This window comes from Rhodococcus sp. BH5 (genome assembly GCF_027583855.1).
Lineage (GTDB): Bacteria > Actinomycetota > Actinomycetes > Mycobacteriales > Mycobacteriaceae > Rhodococcus_F > Rhodococcus_F qingshengii.
In genome coordinates this window covers 136,522-160,243 of record NZ_JAJHVW010000012.1, presented here as the reverse complement: position 1 = coordinate 160,243, position 23,722 = coordinate 136,522, and the positions used below count along the sequence as shown (strand labels likewise).

Sequence of the window (23,722 nt, the reverse complement as noted above, 5' to 3'; positions counted from 1 at the left end):
TGACGTGGACTTTTCCTGGCCCTGTCACCGTTCTCGGTGTGAGAGTAGCCATCGTTGCGGAGTCATTCCTGCCCAACATGAACGGCGTCACCAACTCGGTACTACGCGTGCTCGAACACCTCGATCGCACTGGCCACGACGCCATGGTCATTGCGCCGGACACTGTCGGATCCGACACCTCTGCCGCCACCGAACACGAAGGCGTTCAGGTGGTTCGGGTGCCAGCCGTCATGGTGCCCAAAGTCAGTTCACTTCCCGTCGGCCTGCCGCAACCACGATTGACCACGGCCGTGCGGACCTTCGCGCCCGACGTCGTCCATCTGGCGTCACCGTTCCTGCTCGGCGCCGGAGGAGTGGCCGTCGCCAAACGCCTCGGAATCCCCACCGTCGCGGTCTACCAGACCGACGTCGCCGGATTTGCCGAAAGCTACGGGCTCGGCGTCACCAGCCGCGCCGCATGGGCGTGGACCCGTCGAATCCACAAGAGCTGCAACAGGACACTCGCGCCCTCCACGTCGGCAGTCGACGCCCTCGAAGAGCACGGCATTCCGCGCGTGCACCGATGGGCCCGCGGCGTCGACGCGCAACGATTCGCGCCTTCGCGTCGTAGCTCGGTGTTGCGGCGGTCCTGGATCGGTGACAGCGACCGGTTGGTGGTCGGCTTCGTCGGTCGCCTCGCGCCCGAAAAGCACGTCGAGCGACTGGCCGTGCTGACGGCCGATCCCAGCGTGCAGATCGTGATCGTCGGAGACGGCCCGGATCGCGAGAACCTACGACGACTGATGCCGGACGCGATCTTCACCGGACAACTGGGCGGTACCGCGCTGGCCGACGCCTATGCGAGCCTGGACGTATTCGTTCACCCCGGCGAGCACGAGACCTTCTGCCAGGCGGTTCAGGAAGCCCTCGCGAGTGGTGTGCCTGTCGTCGGACCGGACGCCGGCGGACCGCGTGACCTGATCTCGCATTGCCGCAACGGCTACCTCCTGCCGACGGACAGGTTCACCGAACTCCTGCCAAGCGCCGTGGACGCACTTCGTCAGCGTGATCTGCGGGTGCAGTTCGGCTCCGCGGCGAGGCGCTCGGTGCTGCACCGGACCTGGCCGGCAATCTGCGAAGAGTTGCTCCGTCACTACGAGGACGTGCAGGGCCTCGGGCGGCGAACGGGTGCCAGAGCAGCCTGAACGCCCTCCCTGCTCGAGGGTTGGTAGCGTTTCGGGTGTGGCCACTACACACGGAACCCGAGCAACTCTCGAGAAGCAACCGCACGAAGTCGCGTCGATGTTCGACGACGTCGCGGAGCGATACGACCTCACCAACACCGTGCTGTCCTTCGGCCAGGACAAGGGTTGGCGCAAGGCCACCCGCGAAGCCCTCGACCTCAAGCCGGGCGAGAAGGTACTCGACCTCGCCGCCGGAACCGGAGTCTCGACCGTCGAACTGGGGCGCTCCGGTGCCTGGTGCGTCGCCACCGACTTCTCCAAGGGCATGCTCAAGGCCGGAATCTCGCGCAAAGTTCCGATGGTCGCAGGTGACGCGATGTACCTGCCCTATGCCGACAACGTGTTCGACGCCGCGACGATTTCCTTCGGTCTGCGCAACGTCTCCGACTTCGAAGCCGGACTGCGCGAGATCGCCCGCGTCACCAAGCCTGGCGGACGTCTCGTCGTCAGCGAGTTCTCGACGCCCGTCTTCGGGCCCTTCCGCACGGTCTACATGGAATACCTCATGAAGGCGCTCCCGCAGGTCGCACGCACCGTCAGCAGCAACCCCGACGCCTACGTCTACCTCGCCGAATCGATCCGCGCCTGGCCGACCCAGGAAGAGTTGGCCCGCAAGATCGAGGCTGCCGGGTGGAAGAACGTCAAGTGGCGCAACCTCACCGGCGGCATCGTGGCGCTGCATTACGCCACTGCCTGAACTGCTGTGCGCCTTTATCAACCCCCGGCGGTTAATAAAGGCGCACAGCACTTGCTCAACCGAACAACGGTCGGGAGTCGATCTTTCTCGACGCGGCCCCCGACGCACGCCATGCCTTCGCCGTCAGATCGGCGTCGGCGTCGGTGACGAGGTTCCCCATCACCCGAACGGCGACCGTCATCAGTGCCCGTGAGCGCATCGCGATCGGACCCGACGCGGGCAGGAACTGCGGAACCGTCAGCAGGCCTGCGAGCCGGCGCGCGACCGAGAACGCCTGCCCGTAGTGCTCCCGAAGCACGGTCGGCCACAGCTCCGTCAGATCGTCGGCGCCGAGCTGTTCGACCACCAGACGTCCGCCTTCGAGGCCGTAGTCGATGCCCTCACCGTTGAGCGGGTTCACACACGCTGCGGCGTCGCCGATCACGGCCCAGTTGCGTCCGGCGATGTTGGAAACGGCTCCACCCATGGGTAGCAAAGCCGAAGCGACGGAATGTATTTCGCTGCTCCACTGCCACTCGCTTCGGCGCTGATCGGTGTAGAGGTCCAGCAAGGGTCGCAAGGCACCTGGTGCCGGGCGCTTGGACGTCGCCAGTGTCCCGACGCCGATGTTCACCTCGCCGGTACCGAGCGGGAAGATCCAGCCGTACCCCGCCTGCAACGTGCCCTCCGCGTCCCGCAGTTCCAGATGCGAGGTGATCCACGGGTCGGCGCTGCGCGGCGTCGCGACATACGCGCGTGCCGCGACGCCGTACGCGGTGTCCCGGTGCCACTGCCGTCCCAGCTTCTTGCCGAGCGTCGAGCGAACGCCGTCGGCGATGATCAGCGTCCGGCAACGAAGAGTGCTGCGTCCCGAGGGGCCGGCGAGTACGACGGCGGCTACTCGATCACCGTCGAGTTCGACGTCGACGGCCTTGGTGCCCTCGACCATGACCGCGCCCGATTCGACGGCGCACCGGCGAATGGCGTCGTCGAGTTCGGTCCGGGGGATCGCACTGCCGATCGGCGGGAACGACGTCCCCGGCCACTCGAGTTCGAGTTCTTGTCCGAAGCCGGACAACCGTAGTCCCTTGTTCGTCGTGTGTGACCGAACCCACTCGCCGAGGCCGAGGAGATCCAGTTCGGCCACGGCGCGCGGAGTGAGTCCATCACCACAAGTCTTGTCTCGCGGGAAGACGGCAGCGTCCACCAGCACGACGTCTCGGCCGCTGCGGGCGGCCCACGCCGCGGCCGAAGAACCCGCGGGACCTGCGCCGATGACCACAATGTCGGTTTCGTTCGGAAGCGAATCGACGACGGGGGACTGCTCTTCTACGGACACACTCACATCTTCCCAGGCTCGCGATCGCCACCGTGGCGAGGCCGTCCCGAGTGCGAACCGCTAGGTTCACTACCGTGGGAACCGAGCCGTCACTGACGACAGGAATGGGTACTGACATCGTGAGCACCGAAAAGACTGCTGCCGACGCAACCGCATCGAGCACCGTCGTTGCAGGCATCGACCTGGGCGACGAACAGCTCGCCGCAGTAGTGCGTGGTGGACTCTCCGATGTCGAGGAGTTGTTGGTCAGCGAGCTGTCCGACGGAGAAGACTTCCTCACCGAGGCCGCGCTGCATCTCGCGCGAGCTGGTGGAAAGCGCTTCCGTCCGTTGTTCACGATCCTGACCGCGCAACTCGGACCGGTGCCGAACGATCCGTCGATCATCACCGCAGCGACTGTCACCGAACTCGTTCACCTGGCGACGCTCTATCACGACGACGTCATGGACGAGGCGTCCATGCGGCGCGGAGCACCCAGCGCCAACGCCCGCTGGGGAAACAGCGTCGCGATCCTGGCCGGCGACTATCTGTTCGCGCACGCATCACGACTGGTGTCGACGCTCGGACCCGAGGCCGTTCGGATCATCGCCGAAACATTCGCCGAACTGGTCACCGGCCAGATGCGCGAGACGATCGGTGTCAAGAAGGAGCAGGATCCGGTCGAGCACTACCTCAAGGTCGTGTGGGAGAAGACCGGTTCGCTGATCGCTGCTTCGGGACGCTTCGGCGGCACCTTCTCCGGCGCCGACGCAGCTCACATCGAGCGCCTCGAGCGCCTGGGTGATGCCGTCGGCACCGCGTTCCAGATCTCCGACGACATCATCGACATCTCGTCCGTATCGGCGCAGTCCGGCAAGACGCCCGGCACCGACCTGCGCGAGGGTGTCCACACCCTGCCCGTCCTGTACGCGTTCCGCGAAGAAGGGGCCGACGCAGATCGCCTGCGGGAGCTGCTCGCGGGCCCGGTTACCGAAGATGCCCTGGTAGAAGAGGCCCTCGAACTGCTCGAGCGTTCGCCGGGCATGGTCAAGGCGAAGGCAAAGCTGGGCGAGTATGCCGTCGCGGCGAAAGCTCAGTTGGCTGAGCTCCCGCAGGGACCGGCCAACGAAGCGCTCGTGCGTCTCGTCGATTACACGATCGAACGAGTCGGCTGACACCTCGGCGAATCGGGGCTACCGGGTGGAAACCCCGACAGTCACTGGGTGGGAACCCTGATGACCCTGTCCTTCGTTGACTTAACAGAACCGGTGCATACACCGGGGAGTTCGGGTGAGCCTTCGGCTCCAGCGAGGCAAGAGGTGAGCGGTTTGCACGGCTACGCGAACGGTGCGAAGACATTCGGCTTGTTGGTGGGGATGTCGGCGCTGATCGTCTTCATCGGCTCGCTGTTCAACAGCCCGTTCCTTCTGTGGGGATCCGTTCTGTTTGCCGTCGGCATGAATGCCTACGTGTACTTCAACAGCGACAAGCTGGCGCTTCGATCGATGCGCGCCCAGCCCATCACCGAGGTCGAGGCACCGGCGATCTACCGGATCGTGCGCGAACTCGCCACGACGGCGCACCAACCGATGCCCAGGCTGTACGTCAGCCCCACGAACGCCCCGAACGCGTTTGCCACCGGTCGTAGCCCTCGGCACGCCGCGGTGTGCGTGACCAGCGGCATCATGCAGATCCTGAACGAACGCGAACTGCGTGCCGTGCTCGGGCACGAACTCTCCCACGTCTACAACCGGGACATTTTGATCTCGTCCGTGGCCGGCGCGATGGCCAGCGTCATCTCTGGCCTGGCCAACTTCGCGATGTACGCGAGCATCTTCGGCGGCCGAGGGAACGGGCAGGGAAGCAATCCGATCGCGCTGCTGCTCGTCTCCCTACTGGGACCGATCGCGGCAACCGTGGTCAAGCTGGCCGTCTCGCGCTCTCGCGAGTACCAGGCGGATCAATCGGGAGCCGAGCTCACCGGTGACCCGCTGGCGTTGGCGTCGGCGCTGCGCAAGCTCGAGTCGGGCGTCGCAGCCGCGCCGTTGCCGCCTGAGCCCAAGCTCGCGGCGCAGTCCCACCTGATGATCGCCAACCCCTTCAGAGCGGGGGACAAGGTCAGCAAGCTGTTCTCGACGCATCCGCCCATGGCGGACCGGATCGAGCGTTTGGAGAAGATGGCGGGGATGTAGGGGCCTTCGGCCCCTGTGAGCCTTTCTGGTCGTCGGAACTACCAAAAAGGCGCACAGGGGCGCAGCCCCTACTACCGGTAGTTCACGAACTGCAGGGCGATCCCGAAGTCCTCACCCTTGAGCAGGGAGATGACGCCCTGGAGGTCGTCGCGCTTCTTGCTGCTCACACGAAGTTCCTCACCCTGGATCTGCGCCTTGACGCCCTTGGGGCCCTCGTCGCGAATCTTCTTGGTGATCTTCTTCGCGTTCTCGCTGCTGATGCCCTGGACCAAGGTTCCGGACAGCTTGTAGATCTTTCCGGACTGCGCCGGCTCGCCGGCATCGAATGCCTTCAGCGAGATGTCGCGACGGATCAACTTCTCCTTGAACACGTCGAGGGCGGCCAGCAGTCGCTCCTCGGTGTCGGCGTTCAACGTGATCGTCTCTTCACCAGACCACTCGATCGACGCTCCCGTGTTTCGGAAGTCGAAACGCGTGGTCAACTCCTTGGCAGCCTGATGCAGGGCGTTGTCCACCTCTTGACGGTCAACCTTGCTCACCACGTCGAAGGACGAATCAGCCACTTCACACTCCCGCTTTCCGGTAGTTCACGAACATCGAGTTCCGCCCACCTTCCATACCGGTGGACACCTCGACGTTATCGGGTCGGCACCGCCCGTTACCACCCGGTTTGCAAAATGGGGGTGTGTTCGTTGTATTCTTCTCACCGCACCGAGGAAGCCGTTTTCGGCCGCCGCACGTCGCGATATACTTGCGAATGCGCCGGATCGAAGCCTGGTGCAAGCACGGCAGATTGCCCGAGCGGCCAATGGGAGCGGACTGTAAATCCGTCGGCTTATGCCTACGTAGGTTCGAATCCTACATCTGCCACACCAAGTCAGCCCCGATTCTCTTCGCGAGAGTCGGGGCTGCTTTTTTGTGCGTGTACCGAGGTCGAGCGCGCGTTGGCGACGCAGGCGCCGGCTTCGGCTCAGGGGTGTCGGAGGCTCAGGGGCCTCGGGATGGGCCCCGGGGGATGGTTTCAGGGGGAGTGCGGGGTCAAGTTGGTTCCCGCAAAGCCCTCGCCAGCGGCCTCGATCGGTGCAACAATGGGCTCCGGCACCATTTTTGCCCCGATGACCAGCGGATTTGGTGCTGGCGCTCGTTCGTGTGTAATCTTTCGGAGGCTTCAAGAGAGCGGCAACGCGCTCCTGAGCCACGCCCCCTTAGCTCAGTCGGTAGAGCGTTTCCATGGTAAGGAAAAGGTCAACGGTTCGATTCCGTTAGGGGGCTCGCTGGATTGTGGTGCCGTGCTTTCCGCGCGACACTCGACACCGAGGCGGTGTAGCTCAGTTGGTAGAGCAAACGACTCATAATCGTTGCGTCGCCGGTTCAAGTCCGGTCACCGCTACACAATATGCATGATCCACCCTGATTGCTCGTAATCAGATACACCCGAAAGAAGGCATCCCGTGGCCTCCTCGACCGACGTTCGGCCCAAGATCACCTTGGCCTGCGAGGTATGCAAGCACCGCAACTACATCACCAAGAAGAATCGGCGCAACGACCCCGATCGCCTGGAGCTCAAGAAGTTCTGCCCCAACTGCGGAACCCACCAGTCGCATCGCGAGTCGAAGTAGTAAGTCCTTAACAGGACGACGATTTTCGCGGAAGACCCTCTCTGGGCCTGCGTCTTCGGGTCCTAGCTAGAAGAGAGTCTCACCGCGTGACAGATTTGCAAGAGAACCAGGCAGCGGCCGAGGTCCCTACGGACCCGGCCGCTCATGCCGTCCAGATGGTCGGTCACCACTATCGTGTCGAAGACTTCTACGAGGTCGGACGCGAGAAGGTACGCGAGTTCGCTCGCGCCGTCCAGGACGCCCATCCCGCGCACTACGACGAGTCGGCAGCCAAGGGCCTCGGATACGACGGCCTGATCGCTCCCATCACGTTCGTCGCCATCGTGGGTGCCATTGCTCAGCGACGTCTGTTCGAAGAGATCGTCACAGGCTACGACCTGAGTCAGATTCTTCAGACCGATCAGCGCTTGGTGCTGCACAAGCCCATGCAGGTCGGTGACCGACTCTTCTGCGACGTCTTCCTGGATTCGTTCAGGCAGGCCGCAGGTAGCGACATCATCGTGACCAAGAACATCATCACCGATCAGAACGACGAAGCCGTCGTCACCACGTGGACGACGCTTGTTGCTCGAACGGGTGGGGAAGTGGACGAGAACATCGCCCACGCAGTCAAGGACGTGATGATGCATGTCGCTTCGTAAATTTTCCGACGTGAGTGTCGGCGAACTTCTCCCCGAGAAGTCCGTCACCCTGACGCGTGGAAACCTCGCCAACTACGCGGGTGTTTCGGGAGATCCCAATCCGATTCACTTCAGTGACGAGGTCGCACGACTTGCCGGCTTGCCGGACGTCGTCGCGCACGGCATGCTCTCCATGGGCATCGGTGCCGGCTACGTCACCGAATGGCTGGGAGATCCGGGCGCAGTGACCGAGTACAACGTACGGTTCACGAGCCCGGTGATCGTGGCAGCCGACAAGGCTGCCGAGATCGAGTTCACCGCCAAGGTGAAGTCGATCGACGAAGAAAGCAAGACCGCAGTACTGGCAATTGTGGCCAAGTCCGAAGGTAAGAAAATCTTCGGTCGTGCCACTGCCACGGTCCGTCTAGCCTGATCGCAGGGCGGATTGTGTTTGTTCCGGGGCTTTGAAGTACACTGAGATTTCTGGGATTCCTCAGCGCTGCGCGCTGCCCTGAATGTTGCAAGACATTCACCTCGGGTAGCGCGTATGTTGTGTGATCGCAGAACGGTTGATTCAGGCAGGGTCTACCTGTCGAGGTCAACCAAAGGGGCGTAGCTCAACTGGCAGAGCAGCGGTCTCCAAAACCGCAGGTTGCAGGTTCAAGTCCTGTCGCCCCTGCCCCCGGATGCCAGCGACTGAGAGGAACGACGTGAGCGAGGAGCGCGCCAAGCGCGACGCCGACACTTCGGATGCGGAGACTTCACTGTCTGCCGATTCGACCGGTGTCGACGACACTGCAGCTGACGCGACTACGCGTTCCGATCTTTCGTTGGACAAGGACGGTGCCGAAAAGGCTCCCTCCGCATCCAGTGGGGTTTCCAACAAGCCGACCGGCAAGCGCGCTGCACGCGGCGCCTCGGTCAGCGCGTCCACCGTGAAGACTCCGGCCCGGACGGCATCCCGGACATCTTCGGCCAAGCCGACTGCAACGAACCCCGGCAAGAAGCCCAAGGCGAAGAAGGACAACATCTTCAAGCGCCTGCGCAAATTCTTCCGCGAGGTCATCGCAGAACTCCGTAAGGTCATCTGGCCGAACCGCAAGCAGATGATCACCTACACCAGCGTCGTGCTGACGTTCGTGGTCTTCATGGTCGCTTTCATCAGCGGCGTCGATATCGCTGTGATCAAGGGTGTCACCTGGCTGTTCGGCTGATCGCCGTAGCAGTCGGGCGTCTTTGCCTGCGAGCGCGACAAGACCCGACCCGGGTCCGAGTAACGAGAGGAAGCGAGTGCCCCAGTGAGCACCCCCGAGAACGACACGAATGAGGCTTTGGCCGAAGAGCGTGTTTCTGCCGAGGCGGCAGCCGAAGTAGACGTCGTGGTTGCCGAAGGCACCGATGCAGACGTTGCCGAAGGCACTGATGCAGACGCTGCAGCGACCGAGGACGTCATCTCCGACGATGCCGAGAACTCCGACGAGGCCGCTCCCGCCGCCGAGCTCGAGGTCGAGGATCCCGTTGCCGAACTCAAGGCTGCGCTGCGCCGCGCCCCGGGTGACTGGTACGTCATCCACTCGTACGCCGGTTACGAGAACAAGGTCAAGACCAACCTCGAGACTCGCGTTCAGAACCTCGATGTCGGCGACTACATCTTCCAGGTGGAAGTTCCCACCGAAGAGGTCACCGAGATCAAGAACGGCCAGCGCAAGCAGGTCAACCGCAAGGTTCTGCCCGGATACATCCTCGTTCGCATGGAGCTCAACGACGAGTCGTGGGGCGCCGTGCGCAACACGCCTGGTGTCACCGGTTTTGTCGGTGCCACGTCGCGTCCCTCGCCGCTGACCCTCAACGAGGTCGTCAAGTTCCTGCTCCCGCAGCAGGAGCAGAAGAAGCAGCAGGCTGCAGCGGCCGCCGTCGCAGCAGGCGAGGCACCGTCCGAGTCCTTCGGCAAGCCCCTCATCGAGGTCGACTTCGAGGTCGGCGAGTCGGTCACCGTCATGGACGGCCCGTTCGCAACCCTTCCGGCCAGCATCAGCGAGGTCAACGGCGAGCAGCAGAAGCTCAAGGTTCTCGTGTCGATCTTCGGTCGTGAAACCCCGGTTGAGCTCAACTTCAACCAGGTCGCGAAGATCTGACCACCCCAAAACTTGCAATTTGTTCGACGCAAGACACACACCCAAGCTAGAAACTAGGAACTAGAGATGCCCCCAAAGAAGAAGAAGCTCGCCGGGCTCATCAAGCTGCAGATCCAGGCAGGTCAGGCTAACCCTGCACCTCCCGTGGGTCCCGCGCTCGGTCAGCACGGCGTGAACATCATGGAGTTCTGCAAGGCCTACAACGCGGCGACTGAGTCCCAGCGCGGCAACGTTGTGCCGGTCGAGATCTCGGTCTACGAAGACCGGACCTTCGATTTCAAGCTGAAGACCCCTCCCGCCGCCAAGCTGCTCCTCAAGGCAGCCGGCGTCGCCAAGGGCTCCGGCGAACCGCACAAGACCAAGGTTGCCTCGGTGACCATGGATCAGGTGCGCGAAATCGCGAAGACCAAGGCTGAAGACCTCAATGCCAATGACATCGAGCAGGCCGCGAAGATCATCGCCGGCACCGCTCGTTCCATGGGCATCACGGTCCAGGGCTGATAGTCCGCTCCACAGCATTACGTGGGAGGGCCGGCCAGGCCCCGACCACAACTGAACCATTCACCACTGCACAGGTAATTCGCTGCAGTGACAAGTAAGGACAGAACAAATGGCAAAGCGCAGCAAGGCGTACCTCGCCGCCGCTGAGAAGATCGACGCAGACAAGCTCTACAGCCCGCTTCAGGCTGCAAAGCTCGCCAAGGAGACGTCGTCCACCAAGATGGATGCAACCGTTGAGGTTGCAGTTCGTCTGGGCGTCGACCCCCGTAAGGCTGACCAGATGGTCCGCGGAACGGTCAACCTGCCCCACGGCACCGGTAAGACCGCTCGCGTCATCGTGTTCGCTGTTGGCGAGAAGGCAGCAGAAGCCGAGGCTGCAGGCGCTGACGTAGTCGGTGCAGAAGACCTGATCGAGCGCATCCAGGGTGGATGGGTCGATTTCGACGCCGCAATCGCGACTCCTGATCAGATGGCCAAGGTCGGCCGCATCGCCCGTGTCCTCGGACCGCGTGGCCTGATGCCGAACCCGAAGACGGGCACCGTCACGGCGGATGTCACCAAGGCTGTCAACGACATCAAGGGCGGAAAGATCAACTTCCGCGTCGACAAGCAGGCCAACCTGCACTTCGTCATCGGCAAGGCATCGTTCGACGATGAGAAGCTGGTGGAGAACTACGGCGCAGCCCTGGACGAGATCCTGCGTGCGAAGCCCTCGTCGGCCAAGGGCCGCTACGTGAAGAAGATCACGGTCTCGACCACCACCGGTCCGGGCATCCCGGTGGATCCGAACCGTACTCGCAACCTCCTCGAGGATGCTGCAGACGCGTAAGCAGTCCGCATACGAACAAGAAGGCCGGCAGGGATCACTCCCTGCCGGCCTTCTTGCCGTTTCGGGAGAGGGTGATCCCCGCCGGTGGTATCGGTCCATCGGTGGTATCGGTCCATCGGTGGTATCGATCTAACGGTGGCATCATCGGGGTATGCACGAAGCGTTCCAGTTCCTCGGAAACTTTTGGTGGCTGATCTTCGTTTTCGGCGGCACCATCGGTGGGGCGCTGAAAGGTGTCGCGGTTGCCAACGAAAGGCGGATCGAGCGCCGGCAAGAGCGCTTCCGGCTCAAGCAGCAGACCAAGGTCGCCATCGCGCAAGCCAACGCACAACATCACGCCGACGAAGAAACACAGCGCCGAGAGCTGGCCAAGGCAATCGAGCAGCACGATGCGGTCGACACCCGATGGTTCTCGTACGAGCTCGATCCGGTCACACTGCTCGACACCCCGATGATGACGGACATGCGCGAGCCTTTGACCGCCGATTTTCATCGAGCCAAATATCGTGCCGATCTGCTTCGCCCAGGCAATCCGGAGACGATGATCGGCAACCAGCAGGCACAAACCGAGTACCGCGAGGCGGTGCACGCTTACTCGATCGCCTTCGAAATCGCGGAAGCTGAGGCGAAGCGCCGCCGACGGAGCGGATTCACCCTCGACGAACAAGAACGCCTGGTAAGGGCGCAACGTCTGCTGCGACTGGCCATGGACGAGGGCGCGACGCCACAGGAACGTCAGAGTGCGTACCGGAAGGCCCACAAGGAACTCGATGGATTGCTGGTGTTGCCGGACCGAGCTCGGGCAGCAATCGAACACAAGATCGCCAGGGCTATCGGTGCTTGAAGGAATCGGGTGCGTGACGAACTCGATTTGGTTGTGCAGCGAGCAGTCAGGTAGTCTTCGAGGCGGAGTTCAGTGCTGGATATGAACTTCACCCCAAAATCATGTTCTACCCAAGACCGTTGGTGATTGCACTCAGTGATGGGTGTGGTTGAAAGTCCGGGAGTGCCCGGCGGCCCACGTAGGTGAACGAGGTAGGGGGATAGCTTGATGTAGTGGTTCTACAGTTTGCCTGGTTATGCACTGCCTCGCTTTGCATCGTTACGCTGATTCGTAAGCCTCTTCTTCATGTTTCCTCTGTACGCCCCGTGCGCTTGCGCCGGGGCGTTTTGCATGTCGCGGACTGTGTCTTCTCGGGTTCACCCCGATGAGGTGCAGCGGTTCCTGAGTGGGACAACGACTGTCACGAGAGGAGGCGAAGTATGGCAAAGCCTGAGAAGGTTTCCGCAGTTGCGGAAATCACCGAGCAGTTCAAGGGTTCGACCGCCGCTGTGGTCACGGAATACCGTGGCCTTTCGGTTGGCAACATCACGACACTGCGACGCGCTCTCGGAGAAGGTGCCACCTACTCCGTCGCCAAGAACACCCTGGTCAAGCGTGCCGCCGCAGAGGCTGGCATCGAGGGCCTTGATGACCTGTTCGTTGGTCCGACCGCCATTGCATTCATCAAGGGCGAACCGGTCGACGCTGCGAAGGCTCTGAAGAACTTCGCTAAGGACAACAAGGCGCTCATCATCAAGGGCGGCTACATGGACGGCGCTGCGCTGTCCGTGGAAGAGGTCAACAAGATCGCGGATCTCGAATCCCGCGAAATCCTGTTGGCAAAGCTTGCCGGCGCGATGAAGGGCAACTTGGCAAAGGCCGCAGGCCTGTTCAATGCTCCCGCTTCGCAGATGGCCCGTCTGGCCGCTGCCCTGCAGGAGAAGAAGGCTGCAGAAGGCGGAGCCGCAGAGGCCCCCGCAGAGGCTGCCACCGAGGCTCCGGCCGAGGCCGAAGCCGAAAGCTGATCCGCACCCGCGCATCACTGCTATAACCCCGCCCGGTCGCGGATCAGCGACATGGGACTTACAGGAAGGACCGCCACAATGGCGAAGCTCAGCACCGAAGAGTTGTTGGACCAGTTCAAGGAGCTCACCCTCCTCGAGCTCTCGGAGTTCGTTAAGGCATTCGAGGAGACCTTCGAGGTCACCGCTGCTGCTCCCGTCGCCGTCGCCGCTGCAGGCGCACCGGCTGCCGGCGCAGAAGCTGCTGAAGAGCAGGACGAGTTCGACGTCGTCCTCGAGTCGGCTGGCGACAAGAAGATCCAGGTCATCAAGGTCGTCCGTGAGGTCGTTTCCGGCCTCGGCCTGAAGGAAGCCAAGGACCTCGTCGAGAGCGCTCCGAAGGCCATCCTCGAGAAGGTTGCCAAGGACGCCGCAGAGGCTGCCAAGGAAAAGCTCGAAGCTGCCGGCGCAAAGATCGTCATCAAGTAAGACGGTTTTCCCGCTGCTCTTCGCGAGTAGTAACGAAGAGGGCCACTCCCCACGGGGAGTGGCCCTCTTTTTTTGAACTTTTTTCGCGGGTGATATGCCGGAATTCATGCAGGTGGGAGGGGTGTCCGAACTAGGCTGTGATCTGAATTATGCTTCTTCCCTACTCGTTAGTAGTATTCGCAGTCACGGGTACCACTCCCATGCGATAGAGTGACCCAACCCACACGGGTGCATGCATGCAACGGACGTCGCGGAGGTAATGGTGGGAGTCGAGGTAGCGGTACAAGGACTGACAAAGTCTTTCGGGTCGCAGAGGATTTGGCAGGACGTGTCGTTGACACTTCCCGCGGGTGAGGTCAGCGCACTGCTCGGGCCTTCGGGTACCGGTAAGTCGGTGTTCCTGAAGTCCCTGATCGGACTGCTCCGCCCTGAACAAGGCTCCATCGTCATCGACGGCACGGACATCCTGCAGTGCTCCTCCAAGGAGCTCTACGAGATCCGCAAGCTGTTCGGCGTTCTCTTCCAGGACGGCGCACTGTTCGGCTCGATGAACTTGTACGACAACATTGCCTTCCCGCTTCGTGAGCACACCAAGAAGTCGGAATCCGATATCCGCAAGATCGTGATGGAGAAGTTGGACCTCACAGGTCTGGTCGGCGCCGAGGACAAGCTTCCCGGTGAGATCTCCGGCGGTATGCGCAAGCGTGCCGGTCTGGCGCGTGCACTCGTTCTCGATCCCGAGATCATCCTCGTCGACGAGCCCGACTCCGGTCTGGATCCGGTGCGTACGACGTACATCAGCCAAACGCTGATCGACATCAACGCCCAGTCGGACGCGACGATTCTGATCGTCTCGCACAACATCAACCTCGCACGCACGGTGCCGGACAACATCGGCATGCTCTTCCGTCGTCAGTTGGTGATGTTCGGTCCTCGTGAGGTGCTGCTCACCTCGGACGAGCCCGTCGTCAAGCAGTTCCTCAACGGAACGATGATCGGTCCGATCGGTATGTCGGAGGAGAAGGACGAGGCTCAGATGGCGCACGAGCAGGCGCTCGTCGACGCCGGTCACCACGCCGGTGGTGTCGACGACGTCGAGGGCATCGTGCCGCAGATGAAGGCCACCCCCGGAAACCCGGAGCGTCAGGCTGTTCGTCGTCGCCAGGAGCGCGTCCGTCAGATCATGCACACCCTCCCAGCTAACGCACAGGCGGCGATTCAGGACAGCCTCGACGAGGTTGACGGAACTGGGCAGTACGATCCCCAGTACGCCGAAGCGAGCGGCTATCAGGGGGAGTGGAACGACAACTCGCAAGACACGCAGGTCATTCCTGCATACGAGGGCGATCCCTACGGAAACACGACACACGGGCAAGGGTAGGCATATCGGATGGGGGTTACCCGCAACTCGGTTCTGAGTCCGGTCAACGGAGCATTAACTCAGGCCGGAAACATCGTCGAACTGTTTGTCGACGTCGTCAGGAATACGTTCCGGCGTCCATTTCAGTTCCGTGAGTTCATCGAGCAGGCCTGGTTCATCGCCAGCGTGACAATTTTGCCGACGGCATTGGTAGCCATCCCTTTCGGCGCCGTCGTCTCACTGCAGACCGGTTCGCTGATCAAGCAGTTGGGTGCAGAATCGTTCACCGGCGCTGCCAGCGTCCTGGCGGTGATCCAGCAGGGTAGCCCCCTGGTGACAGCGTTGCTGGTCGCCGGTGCGGCCGGATCGGCCGTGACGGCCGATCTCGGTTCTCGAACCATCCGTGAAGAGATCGACGCGATGGAAGTCCTCGGAATCAATCCGATTCAGCGCCTGGTGGTTCCGCGCGTACTCGCGATGGTGCTGATCGCTGTTCTGCTCAACGGACTGGTGTCCGTTGTCGGTATCGCGGGTGGTTACTTCTTCAACGTGATCCTGCAGGGCGGTAACCCCGGTGCCTACATCTCGTCATTCTCAGCTTTTGCGCAGCTACCGGACATTTGGAGCGGTGAGATCAAAGCCGCGGTGTTCGGTGTCATCGCTGGTGTGATCTCCGCGTACAAGGGACTCCACCCGTCCGGTGGCCCGAAGGGCGTCGGTGAGGCGGTGAACCAGGCCGTCGTCATCACGTTCCTGCTGTTGTTCTTCGCCAATCTGATTCTGACGATGGTGTACCTCCAGATCGTGCCGGCGAAGGGATCTTGACCTAAATGACCATCGCACGAGGCCGCGGCGATCAGTTCCTGCTGAAGAGTCGCAAAGTAGCCAGAATTCCAGTGAACGCGTTGGACCGCGCGGGCGAGCAGATGTCGTTCTACGCGCGCGCCATCGCGTGGACCCCTCGCACGCTGCATCGGTACCGGAAGGAGACGCTTCGACTACTCGCCGAAGTGACCTTCGGTAGCGGTGCGCTCGCTGTGATCGGCGGAACCATCGGCGTCATCGCGATGATGTCCGGATTCACGGGTGTCGTCGTCGGCCTCCAGGGCTTCGCCGCTCTGGAGCAGTTGGGTAGCTCGGTCCTGACCGGCTTCCTCTCCGCATACGTCAACACCCGTGAGATCGCTCCGATCGTTGCGGCTCTTGCGCTCTCGGCCACGGTTGGTTGTGGCTTCACCGCCCAACTCGGTGCCATGCGAATCTCCGAAGAGATCGACGCGCTCGAGGTCATGGCAGTTCCGTCGGTGCCGTTCCTGGTCACGACGCGCATGATCGCCGGCTTCGTCGCCGTCATCCCGCTGTACATCGTGGGTCTGCTTGCGGCGTACCTCGCCTCGAGAGTGATCAGCACGGTCTTCAACGGGCAATCAACGGGTTCCTACGACCACTACTTCAACCTGTTCCTGCCACCGCAGGACGTGCTGTATTCGTTTGCGAAAGTCCTGGTATTCGCCTTCGTGCTGATCCTGATCCACTGCTACTACGGGTTCCATGCCTCAGGTGGTCCCGCAGGTGTCGGCGTGGCCGTCGGCCGCGCTGTTCGCGCCGCAATCGTGACGATCGCCGTTCTCGACTTCTTCCTCAGCCTCGCAATCTGGGGCACCACGACGACAGTGAGGGTGGCCGGATGATCGAGGCTCCGTCAGTCCTGCGCCGCCGTGTGCTCGGACTCGTGTTCTTCGTGGTGTTGGCATTGTTCCTGGCCTTCACCATCGGAACCTTCAACAAGACGTTCAAGGACGTCGTGAAGATCGACCTCGTGACCGACACAGTCGGAAATGCGTTGCCACCCAACGCGGACGTCAAGGTCCGTGGGCTGCTGGTCGGCGAGGTGCGATCCGCGTCGACGAAAGACGGCCAGGTCACCTCGGTCCTCGCGATCGAGCCGGACAAGGCTGATCTCATTCCGTCCAACGTCACGGCGCGTCTGCTCCCGAAGACGCTTTTCGGTGAGCGCTACGTCTCCCTGATCATTCCGGAGGGAACCACCGCGACCCCGATTTCCGCGGGAACGGTGATCCACCAGGACAAGAGTGGCAATGCTGTCGAGGTCGGCGACGTTCTGGACGGACTGCTCCCACTTCTGCAGGCGATTCCGCCGCAGGATCTGGCGAACACTCTCGGTTCTCTCGCGCAGGGTCTGACGGGACGCGGCGCCGAGCTCGGTCTGACGGTCGATCGTCTCGAGGAGATCTTCCGCGGCGTCAATACCGAACTGCCCGCGGTGCAAGAGGATCTGCGCAAGTTCGCGGACTTCTCCCAGACGTACTCGGACGCTGCGCCCGATCTGATCAACGCTCTCGACAATCTGCGGACCACGGGTAACACGGTGGTGCAGAAGCAGGACCAGTTGCGGACACTGCTGGCGTCGCTCACCGTGACATCGTCGGACACCGCAGCCTTCCTCGAAGCGAACTCGTCCTCGATCATCACGCTCGCTGCGGATTCGAAGGAAGCTCTCCAGCTTCTGGCCCAGTACTCTCCGACCTTCGGGTGCACGTTCAAGGGCTTCTCGGACACCGCTCCGGAAGCTGCCAAGATCCTGTCCACCGACGCGCCCAATCCTGGTGTGCGTGCGAGTATTCAGATCGTGAACCCCAAGGGTCGCTACCTGCCCAACCAAGACGAGCCACGGCTCGTCGACAACCGCGGCCCGGTTTGCTACGACAACGTCACCGAGCCCGGTCGTCCGTTCCCGCAGTACCCCGGCGGTTCGTACGGTGACGGTTCCTACCAGGTTCCTTCCCGCAATCCAGGTCCCGCCACCATGGAATTCCTGCCTGCACCCGAGGGCTCCGGACCTCAGTTGTTCTCGACCAACAACAGCGGTCCGGCTCAGCAGGCCGGCTACGCGGGCTCGAAACTCGAAGAGGATACGTTGAAGGTGATCTACGGACAGGCCAACGGTGTTGCGCCGGAAGATGTTCCGGCGTGGACCACGATGGTCAGCGCTCCGGCATTCGCAGGTGCGGAGGTGAGCGTCCAATGAGAGGACTCGCAGCTCCGCTGACAAAGCTCATCATCTTCGTTGTGGTGACGGTCCTGGCGACAGGACTGCTGGCAGCCAGTATCGCCAACCTCGGCGGCGGTGGCGGCACCAAGTTCAACGCCGTCTTCTCCGACGTCACTTCGTTGAACGAGGGCGACGAGGTCCGCATTGCCGGTGTTCGTGTCGGCCAGGTCGAGAAGATTGCCATCGTCAACGACAACCAGGCCGAGGTCCAGTTCTCGGTATCCGACCGTGATTGGTTGCCGGCCAGTTCCATCGCCACCATCCGGTTCCGCAACCTGGTGGGGCAGCGGTACATCTCGCTCTCGCAAGGTGAAGGCAGCCAAGGCAAGAAGATCACCGGCGGCGATACCCTGCCGCTGTCTCAGACGCGCCCGGCAGTCAACCTCACGACACTCTTCAACGGCTTCAAGCCGCTGTTCACCACCCTGAGCGCGGACGACGTCAACAAGCTGTCGTACCAGATCATCCAGGTGTTCCAAGGCGAATCGGGCACCATCAGTGAGCTCGTGCGCAACACCGCGAGCCTGACGAACACCGTCGCGGACAAGGACGCGGTCATCGGCGCGGTGATCAAGAACCTCAACGACGTTCTCGACACCGTCAACGCGAACGACAAGAACCTCGATTCACTGATCGTCAACACCCAGCAACTCGTCACCGGGTTGGCCAACGAGCGTGGGGTGGTCGGTTCGGCCGTCACCTCACTCGCCGGCCTGACCGACGCGACGGCAGACCTGCTCGAGCCGACGCGGCCGTCGATTCAGGGCTCGATCACGGCGCTCAACACACTGGCGACCACACTCAATCGTCGGAGTGACGACGTCAACGCGGTGCTCGAGACCTTGCCGGTCAAGCTCGAGAAGCTCGCACGCGTAGCGAGCTACGGTTCCTGGTTCCAGTTCTATCTGTGCGGAATCGACATCGTTGCCGGTCCAGGACAGTCTGCGTCGCTGAATCTGCCCACCGGCCTGCCGACGGTCAATCAGCCGATTTACACCAACGCGGCCACGCGATGCACTCAAGACGGTATGAGGGAGTTGCAAGGTCGATGAGTAAACGTCGCAGTCCGGCAATGGCCGGAGCCATCGGTATCTTCGTGGTGCTGCTGGCCACTTTGTCCGCGTTCTTCCTCGATTCGCTTCCGTTCGTGGGAGCAGGCTCGTCCTACTCCGCCGAGTTCTCCGAAGCCGCGGGTCTCAAGCCTGGTAACGAGGTTCGTATCGCCGGCGTGAAGGTCGGCAAGGTCACTTCCGTCGATCTCGACGGTGACCGTGTTCTCGTCGACTTCAAGGTCAGTGACGCGTGGGTGGGAGATCAAACCTCTGCGTCCATTCAGATCAAGACCATTCTGGGACAGAAGTACCTCGCACTAGATCCGCGCGGAACCGACAACCTCGATCCCAAGGATCGGATTCCGCTAGAGCGCACCACCTCTCCGTACGACGTCGTTCAGGCCTTCTCGGCCGCGGCGGACACCGTCGGCGACATCGACACCGACCAGTTGGCGAAGAGCATGGAGACGTTGTCCCAGGCATTCTCCGAGACACCTGGCGATGTCCGCGCTTCGCTCGACGGTGTCAGTCGGCTGTCGCAGACGATCGCGAGCCGCGATCAGGACTTGCAGAAGCTCTTCGCCGCCACCGGGAAGACGTCGCAGATTCTTGCTGACCGCAACAAGGAATTCACCCAGCTGATCCGAGACGGTGGACTACTGGTGCAGGAGCTCAACAATCGCCAGCAAGCGATTTCGCAGCTGCTCACCGGAACTCAGCGCGTCTCTCAGCAGCTCACCGGTCTCGTTCGTGACAACGAGGCGGCAATCGGGCCGGCGCTGACGCAGCTCAACGGCGTCATCGACATCCTGAAGGCAAACAACGAGAACCTGGACAAGGCACTGAAGCTCTACGAACCCTTCATTCGCTTGTATGCCAACGTGGTCGGCAACGGCCGTTGGTTCGACCAGGTCGTCGTGAACCTCCTTCCGCCGGGTCTGCCGGACATTCCGGGCTACCGTGACCCCGTTCGTACGTTGGGAGGCAACTGATGGCTGATACTGCCGAAGCCGGAAGCGGCTCCAAGAAGCGCTCGGTCGCGATCATCGCCGCTGTTCTGATCGGGTTACTCGTAATCGGTGGCGCGCTGTGGTGGGTGTTCACTCGCGCCGGTACCACCAAGATCACCGCCTACTTCGACAAGTCGGTGGGTATCTACGACGGTTCCGACGTTCGTGTTCTCGGTGTCAAGGTCGGCACCGTCGAATCCGTCGAACCCCAGGGAGATCAGGTCAAGGTCGAGCTGCGTGTCGATCGTGGGATCGACATTCCCGCGGGTGCCAGTGCCGCTCAGATCACGCCTTCGGTGGTTGCCGACCGCTACATCCAGCTGACACCGGTCTTCACCGGCGGCGACAAGATGGCCAGCGGTGCAGTAATTCCGATCGAGAAGACGGCGACGCCTGTCGAGGTCGACCAGTTGTACTCCAGCATCGACGAACTCGCGTCGGCGCTCGGTCCTGAAGGTGCCAACAAGAACGGAGCACTGTCCGATTTCGTCGAGACAGGTGCGGCCAACCTCGAGGGCAACGGTGAAGCGTTGGGAGACAGCATCACCAACCTCTCGGATGCCGCACGGACGCTCAACGATTCGCGTGACAACATCTCGCTCACCATCAAGAACCTGGATACTTTTGTGGGCGCTCTCGCGGCCAACGATCAGCAGGTGCGCCAGTTCAACACGCAGTTGTCGGACCTGACCGGATTCCTGGCAGGTGAGCGCGACGATCTCGGTGCCGCTCTGAATCAGCTGTCGATTGCTCTCGGCGACGTCGCGAAGTTCGTGGCCGACAACCGCGATCAGTTGGTCCAGACAACCGAGGGGCTCGTCGAACCGACACAGACATTGGCGAACAACAAGGAAGCCCTGGCCAACACGCTCACCATGCTTCCGTTGGCGATCTCCAACCTGGTCAACTCGTACGACGCCGAATCAGGTGTGCTGGCTTCACGTCTGGCGTTCCCTGATCTTCAGAACCCGGCCGGAGTGCTCTGCAAGTTGATGGACCTCGGCAAACTATTGCCCGGTGATCCGCGGTTCGAGGCGTTGGGACGGCAGATGCAACCGGCCATCGACCAGTGCGCAAACGTCGCAGCGATGACCGACGCAGCCAATCAGGCTGCAGGCCTGAACCTTCCCTTCGGCATCCTTGCCGGTTCCGAACGACAGATGCAGGTAGTTCCGGGCACTGTGCCCGGCGTCGTGTCACCGCGACTGACCAGTGGAAACGGGGAGGGCGAGTGAAGCGTTCATTGATAGTCGGCGCCGGTTTGTGCGCCGTCCTGATCTCGGCAACCGCCTGCTCGTCCGAGGGGATCTACGCTGTCCCGCTTCCCGGCGGTCCTGATGTGGGTTCCGATCCGATGCACTTGACCATTCAGTTCGACGACGTGCTCGACTTGGTTCCGCAGTCCGCTGTGAAGGTCGACGGCGTTCCCGTCGGTCGCGTCGACGACGTGTCGGTCGGACCGGACGGATGGACCGCGGATGTCGGCATTATCCTCGACTCGTCGGTTGATCTGCCCGCCAACGCAATTGCCGCGGTCGAGCAGACCAACCTGCTCGGCGAGAAGTTCATCCAGCTGTCGGCCCCGCCGTCCGGACCGGACTCTACGAAGCTGGCCGACGGTGATCTCATTCCGCTGGATCGCACTCGCCACGCCACGGAGATCGAGCAGGTTCTCGGCGCATTGTCGCTGCTGCTCAATGGCGGCGGTGTGGGCCAGTTGCAGCCCATCGTCGAAGAACTCGGTGCCGCGTTCGACGGTCGCGAAGGCAAGACGAGAAGTCTTCTGGAGCAGGCGAACACACTCATCGGTGGACTCAACGAGCAGCGTGACGACATCACACGCGCGCTCGACGGCCTGGATGTGCTCTCGACTCGCGTCAACGATCAGAACGAGAAGATCGGGAAGATTCTCGAGGAACTCCCCGTTGCGACACAGGTTCTCAACGAGCAGCGTCCGCAGCTGACGCAGATGCTCGCTCAGGTGGATCGACTCGGAACAGTGGGAACCGACGTCCTCACACAGTCCAAGGACGATCTGATCGCTGATCTTCAGGCTCTGCGTCCGACGCTGCAGGCGCTCGCAGACTCCGGTGACGACTTCGTGGGGGCACTTCCGTTCCTTCCGACGTTCCCGTTCCCGGACGGTGTCGAGAAGATTGCACAGGGTGGTTCCGTCAACCTCTTCCTGAGTGTCGACCTGCAGATCGGCAATACACTCTCGGGTCTCGGTGTCGGGCAGGGAGAACCGGAATACCGCCAGCCCAAGTTCGGCAATCCCAAGCCGGTGGTCGACCCCTCCAACCCGTACTACAACGGCAACGGACCGCGACCGGGCTGGCCGACAGTGTCACTGCTGCCGATCGCTCCGATCCTGCCGCAGGTTCCCGTTGTCGCCGGCCTTCCCGCCACAACAGCGGGTGACCCGGCAACGCCGGCGCCCGCGGCGAACCCACTCAACCCCATCCAGGGAATGCTGGAACAGTTCGGAATTGGCGGTGATGGACAGTGAGATCAGCTCTGGTCAGATGGCAGCTCGTCGGCTTTGTCGTGGTTGCGCTCCTGGGTCTCATCTACGTCGGCGCCAAGTACGTGCGCCTGGACAACCTCATGGGGTTCGGTCAGTACACGGTCAAGACCGAATTGGCCACGTCCGGTGGAATTTTCACCAACGCCGAGGTGACGTATCGCGGCGTGCCGGTCGGGCGAGTGGGCGACATGTCGTTGACCGAGGACGGAATTCAGGTCGACCTGAAGATCGACAACAGTGCTCCGGAGATTCCCGCGTCGGCCCGTGCCGTCGTGGCCAACCGCTCCGCCATCGGTGAGCAGTACGTCGACCTTCAGCCCGATACCGACCAGGGACCGTTTCTCGAGGACGGCTCGGTGATCGCGGTGGGGGACACCACAACTCCGATCCCGATCGAGGATGTGCTGACCAGTGCCAACGGCTTGGTCAAGTCCGTGCCCGTCGACGCGCTCCACACCGTCGCCGTCGAACTCGGTGCAGCGTTCAACGGCAAGGGCGAGGACATTCAGGTCCTGGCCGATTCGCTGTCCGGCCTCTCGCAGTCCGGGCTCGACACTCTGCCTCAGACGCTCGCGCTGATTCGGAACAGTGAGACGGTATTGACGACGCAGTCGGATCAGTCCTCCGCGATCAAGCAGTTCAGTACCGATCTCGATGCTGTCACGGCGCAGTTGCGGACCAGTGATCCGGACATCCGTCGCTTGATCGACAACGGCATCCCGGCCAGCGATCAGATCGGTGCCCTCATCAACGAGGCGGGCCCGAGCCTGACGACTGACCTGACCAATCTTGCCGCGACCACCAAGACGCTTGCGCCGCGAACGATCGCGCTGCAGCCGTTCCTGATCTTCCTTCCCGGTCTGGCCGCTGCCGCACCGACGGTTGCTCCCGGCGACGGAACGGTCCATCAGGGCTTGGTGCTGGAGACCAACAATCCGCTCTCGTGCACGGTGGGTTACGAAGGCACCATGGCGATCCTGGACGAGATGAAGCGTCAGAATCCCAATTTCGACGACACCCAGCAGGACTTCCCGCTCAACACCGCCGCGTCGTGTGCGACGCCGCTGGGCAGCGAGACGGGCGTCCGCAGTGCCAACCGCGTGGTGTACGCCGATCCCGACACGATCCAGCCTTGGGACTTCAAGCCGAAGGTCGATCCGGACAAGTTGAACCTCAACCCGATCGCGACGCAGTTGGCGCCGTTGCTCGGAGTGACACCGAAGTAGACCGATCCGAATGTGGTCGAGTTTGTGCAGTTCAGGCTACTGAGTTGT

General features: G+C 62.2%; 25 protein-coding genes and 4 tRNA genes. 27 read left to right on the top strand and 2 right to left on the bottom strand.

Annotated elements, in window-relative coordinates:
* The first annotated feature begins 38 nt into the window (after positions 1-38).
* Together RhoBH5_RS25970 and RhoBH5_RS25965 are read left to right on the top strand one after the other, a co-directional pair.
* Positions 39-1,184 (top strand): glycosyltransferase family 4 protein, encoded by a 1,146-nt coding sequence (locus RhoBH5_RS25970; RefSeq protein WP_202975891.1) that lies wholly within the window; start codon positions 39-41, stop codon positions 1,182-1,184.
* Positions 1,185-1,221: 37 nt separating this feature from the next.
* Positions 1,222-1,920 carry a demethylmenaquinone methyltransferase gene (locus tag RhoBH5_RS25965; protein WP_003941879.1) on the top strand — a complete coding sequence of 233 codons (699 nt, stop codon included), beginning with the start codon at positions 1,222-1,224 and terminating at the stop codon, positions 1,918-1,920.
* A gap of 55 nt (positions 1,921-1,975) precedes the next feature.
* Here RhoBH5_RS25965 and RhoBH5_RS25960 read toward each other — a convergent pair whose 3' ends face one another.
* On the bottom strand, positions 1,976-3,238 hold the full coding sequence (locus RhoBH5_RS25960) for a geranylgeranyl reductase family protein (RefSeq protein ID WP_371684349.1): 1,263 nt from the start codon (positions 3,236-3,238) through the stop codon (positions 1,976-1,978).
* A gap of 104 nt (positions 3,239-3,342) precedes the next feature.
* Between RhoBH5_RS25960 and RhoBH5_RS25955 the strand changes: the two genes are divergently transcribed.
* Together RhoBH5_RS25955 and htpX are read left to right on the top strand one after the other, a co-directional pair.
* Entirely contained in the window at positions 3,343-4,392 is a 1,050-nt protein-coding gene (locus tag RhoBH5_RS25955) for a polyprenyl synthetase family protein (protein ID WP_037129929.1), read from the top strand.
* 153 nt (positions 4,393-4,545) lie between these two features.
* On the top strand, positions 4,546-5,409 hold the full coding sequence (htpX, locus tag RhoBH5_RS25950) for a zinc metalloprotease HtpX (RefSeq protein WP_007728460.1): 864 nt from the start codon (positions 4,546-4,548) through the stop codon (positions 5,407-5,409).
* A 71-nt stretch (positions 5,410-5,480) separates the two neighbouring features.
* Here htpX and RhoBH5_RS25945 read toward each other — a convergent pair whose 3' ends face one another.
* On the bottom strand, positions 5,481-5,972 hold the full coding sequence (locus tag RhoBH5_RS25945; protein ID WP_003941854.1) for a YajQ family cyclic di-GMP-binding protein: 492 nt from the start codon (positions 5,970-5,972) through the stop codon (positions 5,481-5,483).
* Positions 5,973-6,196: 224 nt separating this feature from the next.
* Here RhoBH5_RS25945 and RhoBH5_RS25940 point away from each other — a divergent pair.
* From RhoBH5_RS25940 to RhoBH5_RS25830, 23 genes are all read left to right on the top strand, one after another.
* Positions 6,197-6,279, top strand: a tRNA-Tyr gene (locus tag RhoBH5_RS25940).
* Positions 6,280-6,608: 329 nt separating this feature from the next.
* Positions 6,609-6,681 (top strand) — tRNA-Thr (locus tag RhoBH5_RS25935).
* Positions 6,682-6,726: 45 nt separating this feature from the next.
* A tRNA-Met gene (locus RhoBH5_RS25930) sits at positions 6,727-6,799 on the top strand.
* A 61-nt stretch (positions 6,800-6,860) separates the two neighbouring features.
* Positions 6,861-7,028 (top strand): 50S ribosomal protein L33, encoded by a 168-nt coding sequence (gene rpmG / locus RhoBH5_RS25925; protein ID WP_003941903.1) that lies wholly within the window; start codon positions 6,861-6,863, stop codon positions 7,026-7,028.
* 86 nt (positions 7,029-7,114) lie between these two features.
* On the top strand, positions 7,115-7,669 hold the full coding sequence (gene hadA / locus RhoBH5_RS25920) for a (3R)-hydroxyacyl-ACP dehydratase subunit HadA (protein WP_019744315.1): 555 nt from the start codon (positions 7,115-7,117) through the stop codon (positions 7,667-7,669).
* The gene (gene hadB, locus RhoBH5_RS25915; protein WP_003941909.1) at positions 7,656-8,081 is read left to right on the top strand and encodes a (3R)-hydroxyacyl-ACP dehydratase subunit HadB; all 426 of its coding nucleotides are present in this window, start codon (positions 7,656-7,658) and stop codon (positions 8,079-8,081) included. The genes hadA and hadB overlap by 14 nt, the downstream gene beginning before the upstream one ends.
* A gap of 173 nt (positions 8,082-8,254) precedes the next feature.
* Positions 8,255-8,327: transfer RNA gene (locus tag RhoBH5_RS25910), tRNA-Trp, on the top strand.
* Between the two features lie 31 nt (positions 8,328-8,358).
* Positions 8,359-8,862 carry a preprotein translocase subunit SecE gene (gene secE, locus RhoBH5_RS25905; protein ID WP_064113968.1) on the top strand — a complete coding sequence of 168 codons (504 nt, stop codon included), beginning with the start codon at positions 8,359-8,361 and terminating at the stop codon, positions 8,860-8,862.
* An 84-nt stretch (positions 8,863-8,946) separates the two neighbouring features.
* Positions 8,947-9,783: a transcription termination/antitermination protein NusG gene (gene nusG / locus RhoBH5_RS25900; protein WP_003942049.1), complete on the top strand. Its 837-nt coding sequence runs from the start codon at positions 8,947-8,949 to the stop codon at positions 9,781-9,783.
* 66 nt (positions 9,784-9,849) lie between these two features.
* Positions 9,850-10,284, top strand: a complete 435-nt coding sequence (rplK, locus tag RhoBH5_RS25895) for a 50S ribosomal protein L11 (protein ID WP_003941896.1) — start codon at positions 9,850-9,852, stop codon at positions 10,282-10,284.
* Positions 10,285-10,393: 109 nt separating this feature from the next.
* Complete coding sequence (gene rplA, locus RhoBH5_RS25890) at positions 10,394-11,113, top strand: 50S ribosomal protein L1 (protein WP_003941982.1); 720 nt, start codon at positions 10,394-10,396, stop codon at positions 11,111-11,113.
* 151 nt (positions 11,114-11,264) lie between these two features.
* A complete protein-coding gene (locus RhoBH5_RS25885; RefSeq protein ID WP_270008950.1) occupies positions 11,265-11,957 on the top strand; it encodes a hypothetical protein in 693 nt (230 codons plus the stop codon).
* A 419-nt stretch (positions 11,958-12,376) separates the two neighbouring features.
* Entirely contained in the window at positions 12,377-12,961 is a 585-nt protein-coding gene (gene rplJ, locus RhoBH5_RS25880) for a 50S ribosomal protein L10 (protein WP_003942074.1), read from the top strand.
* 78 nt (positions 12,962-13,039) lie between these two features.
* Positions 13,040-13,426, top strand: coding sequence for a 50S ribosomal protein L7/L12 (rplL, locus tag RhoBH5_RS25875; RefSeq protein WP_003941857.1), 387 nt, complete (start codon positions 13,040-13,042; stop codon positions 13,424-13,426).
* A 259-nt stretch (positions 13,427-13,685) separates the two neighbouring features.
* Positions 13,686-14,807, top strand: a complete 1,122-nt coding sequence (locus RhoBH5_RS25870) for an ABC transporter ATP-binding protein (protein ID WP_007728450.1) — start codon at positions 13,686-13,688, stop codon at positions 14,805-14,807.
* A 9-nt stretch (positions 14,808-14,816) separates the two neighbouring features.
* The gene (locus tag RhoBH5_RS25865) at positions 14,817-15,611 is read left to right on the top strand and encodes an MlaE family ABC transporter permease (protein ID WP_003942038.1); all 795 of its coding nucleotides are present in this window, start codon (positions 14,817-14,819) and stop codon (positions 15,609-15,611) included.
* A gap of 5 nt (positions 15,612-15,616) precedes the next feature.
* A complete protein-coding gene (locus tag RhoBH5_RS25860; RefSeq protein ID WP_003941894.1) occupies positions 15,617-16,477 on the top strand; it encodes an MlaE family ABC transporter permease in 861 nt (286 codons plus the stop codon).
* Positions 16,474-17,835, top strand: a complete 1,362-nt coding sequence (locus tag RhoBH5_RS25855; RefSeq protein ID WP_231783087.1) for an MCE family protein — start codon at positions 16,474-16,476, stop codon at positions 17,833-17,835. Before RhoBH5_RS25860 ends, RhoBH5_RS25855 begins: the two co-directional genes overlap by 4 nt.
* Entirely contained in the window at positions 17,832-18,911 is a 1,080-nt protein-coding gene (locus tag RhoBH5_RS25850) for an MCE family protein (protein ID WP_003941932.1), read from the top strand. The genes RhoBH5_RS25855 and RhoBH5_RS25850 overlap by 4 nt, the downstream gene beginning before the upstream one ends.
* Complete coding sequence (locus RhoBH5_RS25845; protein ID WP_003942053.1) at positions 18,908-19,903, top strand: MCE family protein; 996 nt, start codon at positions 18,908-18,910, stop codon at positions 19,901-19,903. Before RhoBH5_RS25850 ends, RhoBH5_RS25845 begins: the two co-directional genes overlap by 4 nt.
* On the top strand, positions 19,903-21,156 hold the full coding sequence (locus tag RhoBH5_RS25840) for an MCE family protein (protein WP_003941941.1): 1,254 nt from the start codon (positions 19,903-19,905) through the stop codon (positions 21,154-21,156). Before RhoBH5_RS25845 ends, RhoBH5_RS25840 begins: the two co-directional genes overlap by 1 nt.
* Positions 21,153-22,430 carry an MCE family protein gene (locus RhoBH5_RS25835; RefSeq protein WP_042453094.1) on the top strand — a complete coding sequence of 426 codons (1,278 nt, stop codon included), beginning with the start codon at positions 21,153-21,155 and terminating at the stop codon, positions 22,428-22,430. The genes RhoBH5_RS25840 and RhoBH5_RS25835 overlap by 4 nt, the downstream gene beginning before the upstream one ends.
* Positions 22,427-23,674: an MCE family protein gene (locus RhoBH5_RS25830; RefSeq protein WP_270008949.1), complete on the top strand. Its 1,248-nt coding sequence runs from the start codon at positions 22,427-22,429 to the stop codon at positions 23,672-23,674. Before RhoBH5_RS25835 ends, RhoBH5_RS25830 begins: the two co-directional genes overlap by 4 nt.
* The last annotated feature ends 48 nt before the right edge of the window (positions 23,675-23,722 follow it).

Bases quoted from the DNA above. Each gene is read 5' to 3' on its own strand.
- RhoBH5_RS25885 (WP_270008950.1), top strand. From the start codon at position 11,265: ATGCACGAAGCGTTCCAGTTCCTCGGAAACTTTTGGTGGCTGATCTTC.
- RhoBH5_RS25865 (WP_003942038.1), top strand. From the start codon at position 14,817: ATGGGGGTTACCCGCAACTCGGTTCTGAGTCCGGTCAACGGAGCATTA.
- rplJ (WP_003942074.1), top strand. From the start codon at position 12,377: ATGGCAAAGCCTGAGAAGGTTTCCGCAGTTGCGGAAATCACCGAGCAG.
- RhoBH5_RS25870 (WP_007728450.1), top strand. From the start codon at position 13,686: ATGGTGGGAGTCGAGGTAGCGGTACAAGGACTGACAAAGTCTTTCGGG.
- rplL (WP_003941857.1), top strand. From the start codon at position 13,040: ATGGCGAAGCTCAGCACCGAAGAGTTGTTGGACCAGTTCAAGGAGCTC.
- rplK (WP_003941896.1), top strand. From the start codon at position 9,850: ATGCCCCCAAAGAAGAAGAAGCTCGCCGGGCTCATCAAGCTGCAGATC.
- rplA (WP_003941982.1), top strand. From the start codon at position 10,394: ATGGCAAAGCGCAGCAAGGCGTACCTCGCCGCCGCTGAGAAGATCGAC.
- RhoBH5_RS25855 (WP_231783087.1), top strand. From the start codon at position 16,474: ATGATCGAGGCTCCGTCAGTCCTGCGCCGCCGTGTGCTCGGACTCGTG.
- RhoBH5_RS25840 (WP_003941941.1), top strand. From the start codon at position 19,903: ATGGCTGATACTGCCGAAGCCGGAAGCGGCTCCAAGAAGCGCTCGGTC.
- RhoBH5_RS25955 (WP_037129929.1), top strand. From the start codon at position 3,343: ATGGGTACTGACATCGTGAGCACCGAAAAGACTGCTGCCGACGCAACC.
- RhoBH5_RS25860 (WP_003941894.1), top strand. From the start codon at position 15,617: ATGACCATCGCACGAGGCCGCGGCGATCAGTTCCTGCTGAAGAGTCGC.
- RhoBH5_RS25845 (WP_003942053.1), top strand. From the start codon at position 18,908: ATGAGTAAACGTCGCAGTCCGGCAATGGCCGGAGCCATCGGTATCTTC.
- hadB (WP_003941909.1), top strand. From the start codon at position 7,656: ATGTCGCTTCGTAAATTTTCCGACGTGAGTGTCGGCGAACTTCTCCCC.
- RhoBH5_RS25850 (WP_003941932.1), top strand. From the start codon at position 17,832: ATGAGAGGACTCGCAGCTCCGCTGACAAAGCTCATCATCTTCGTTGTG.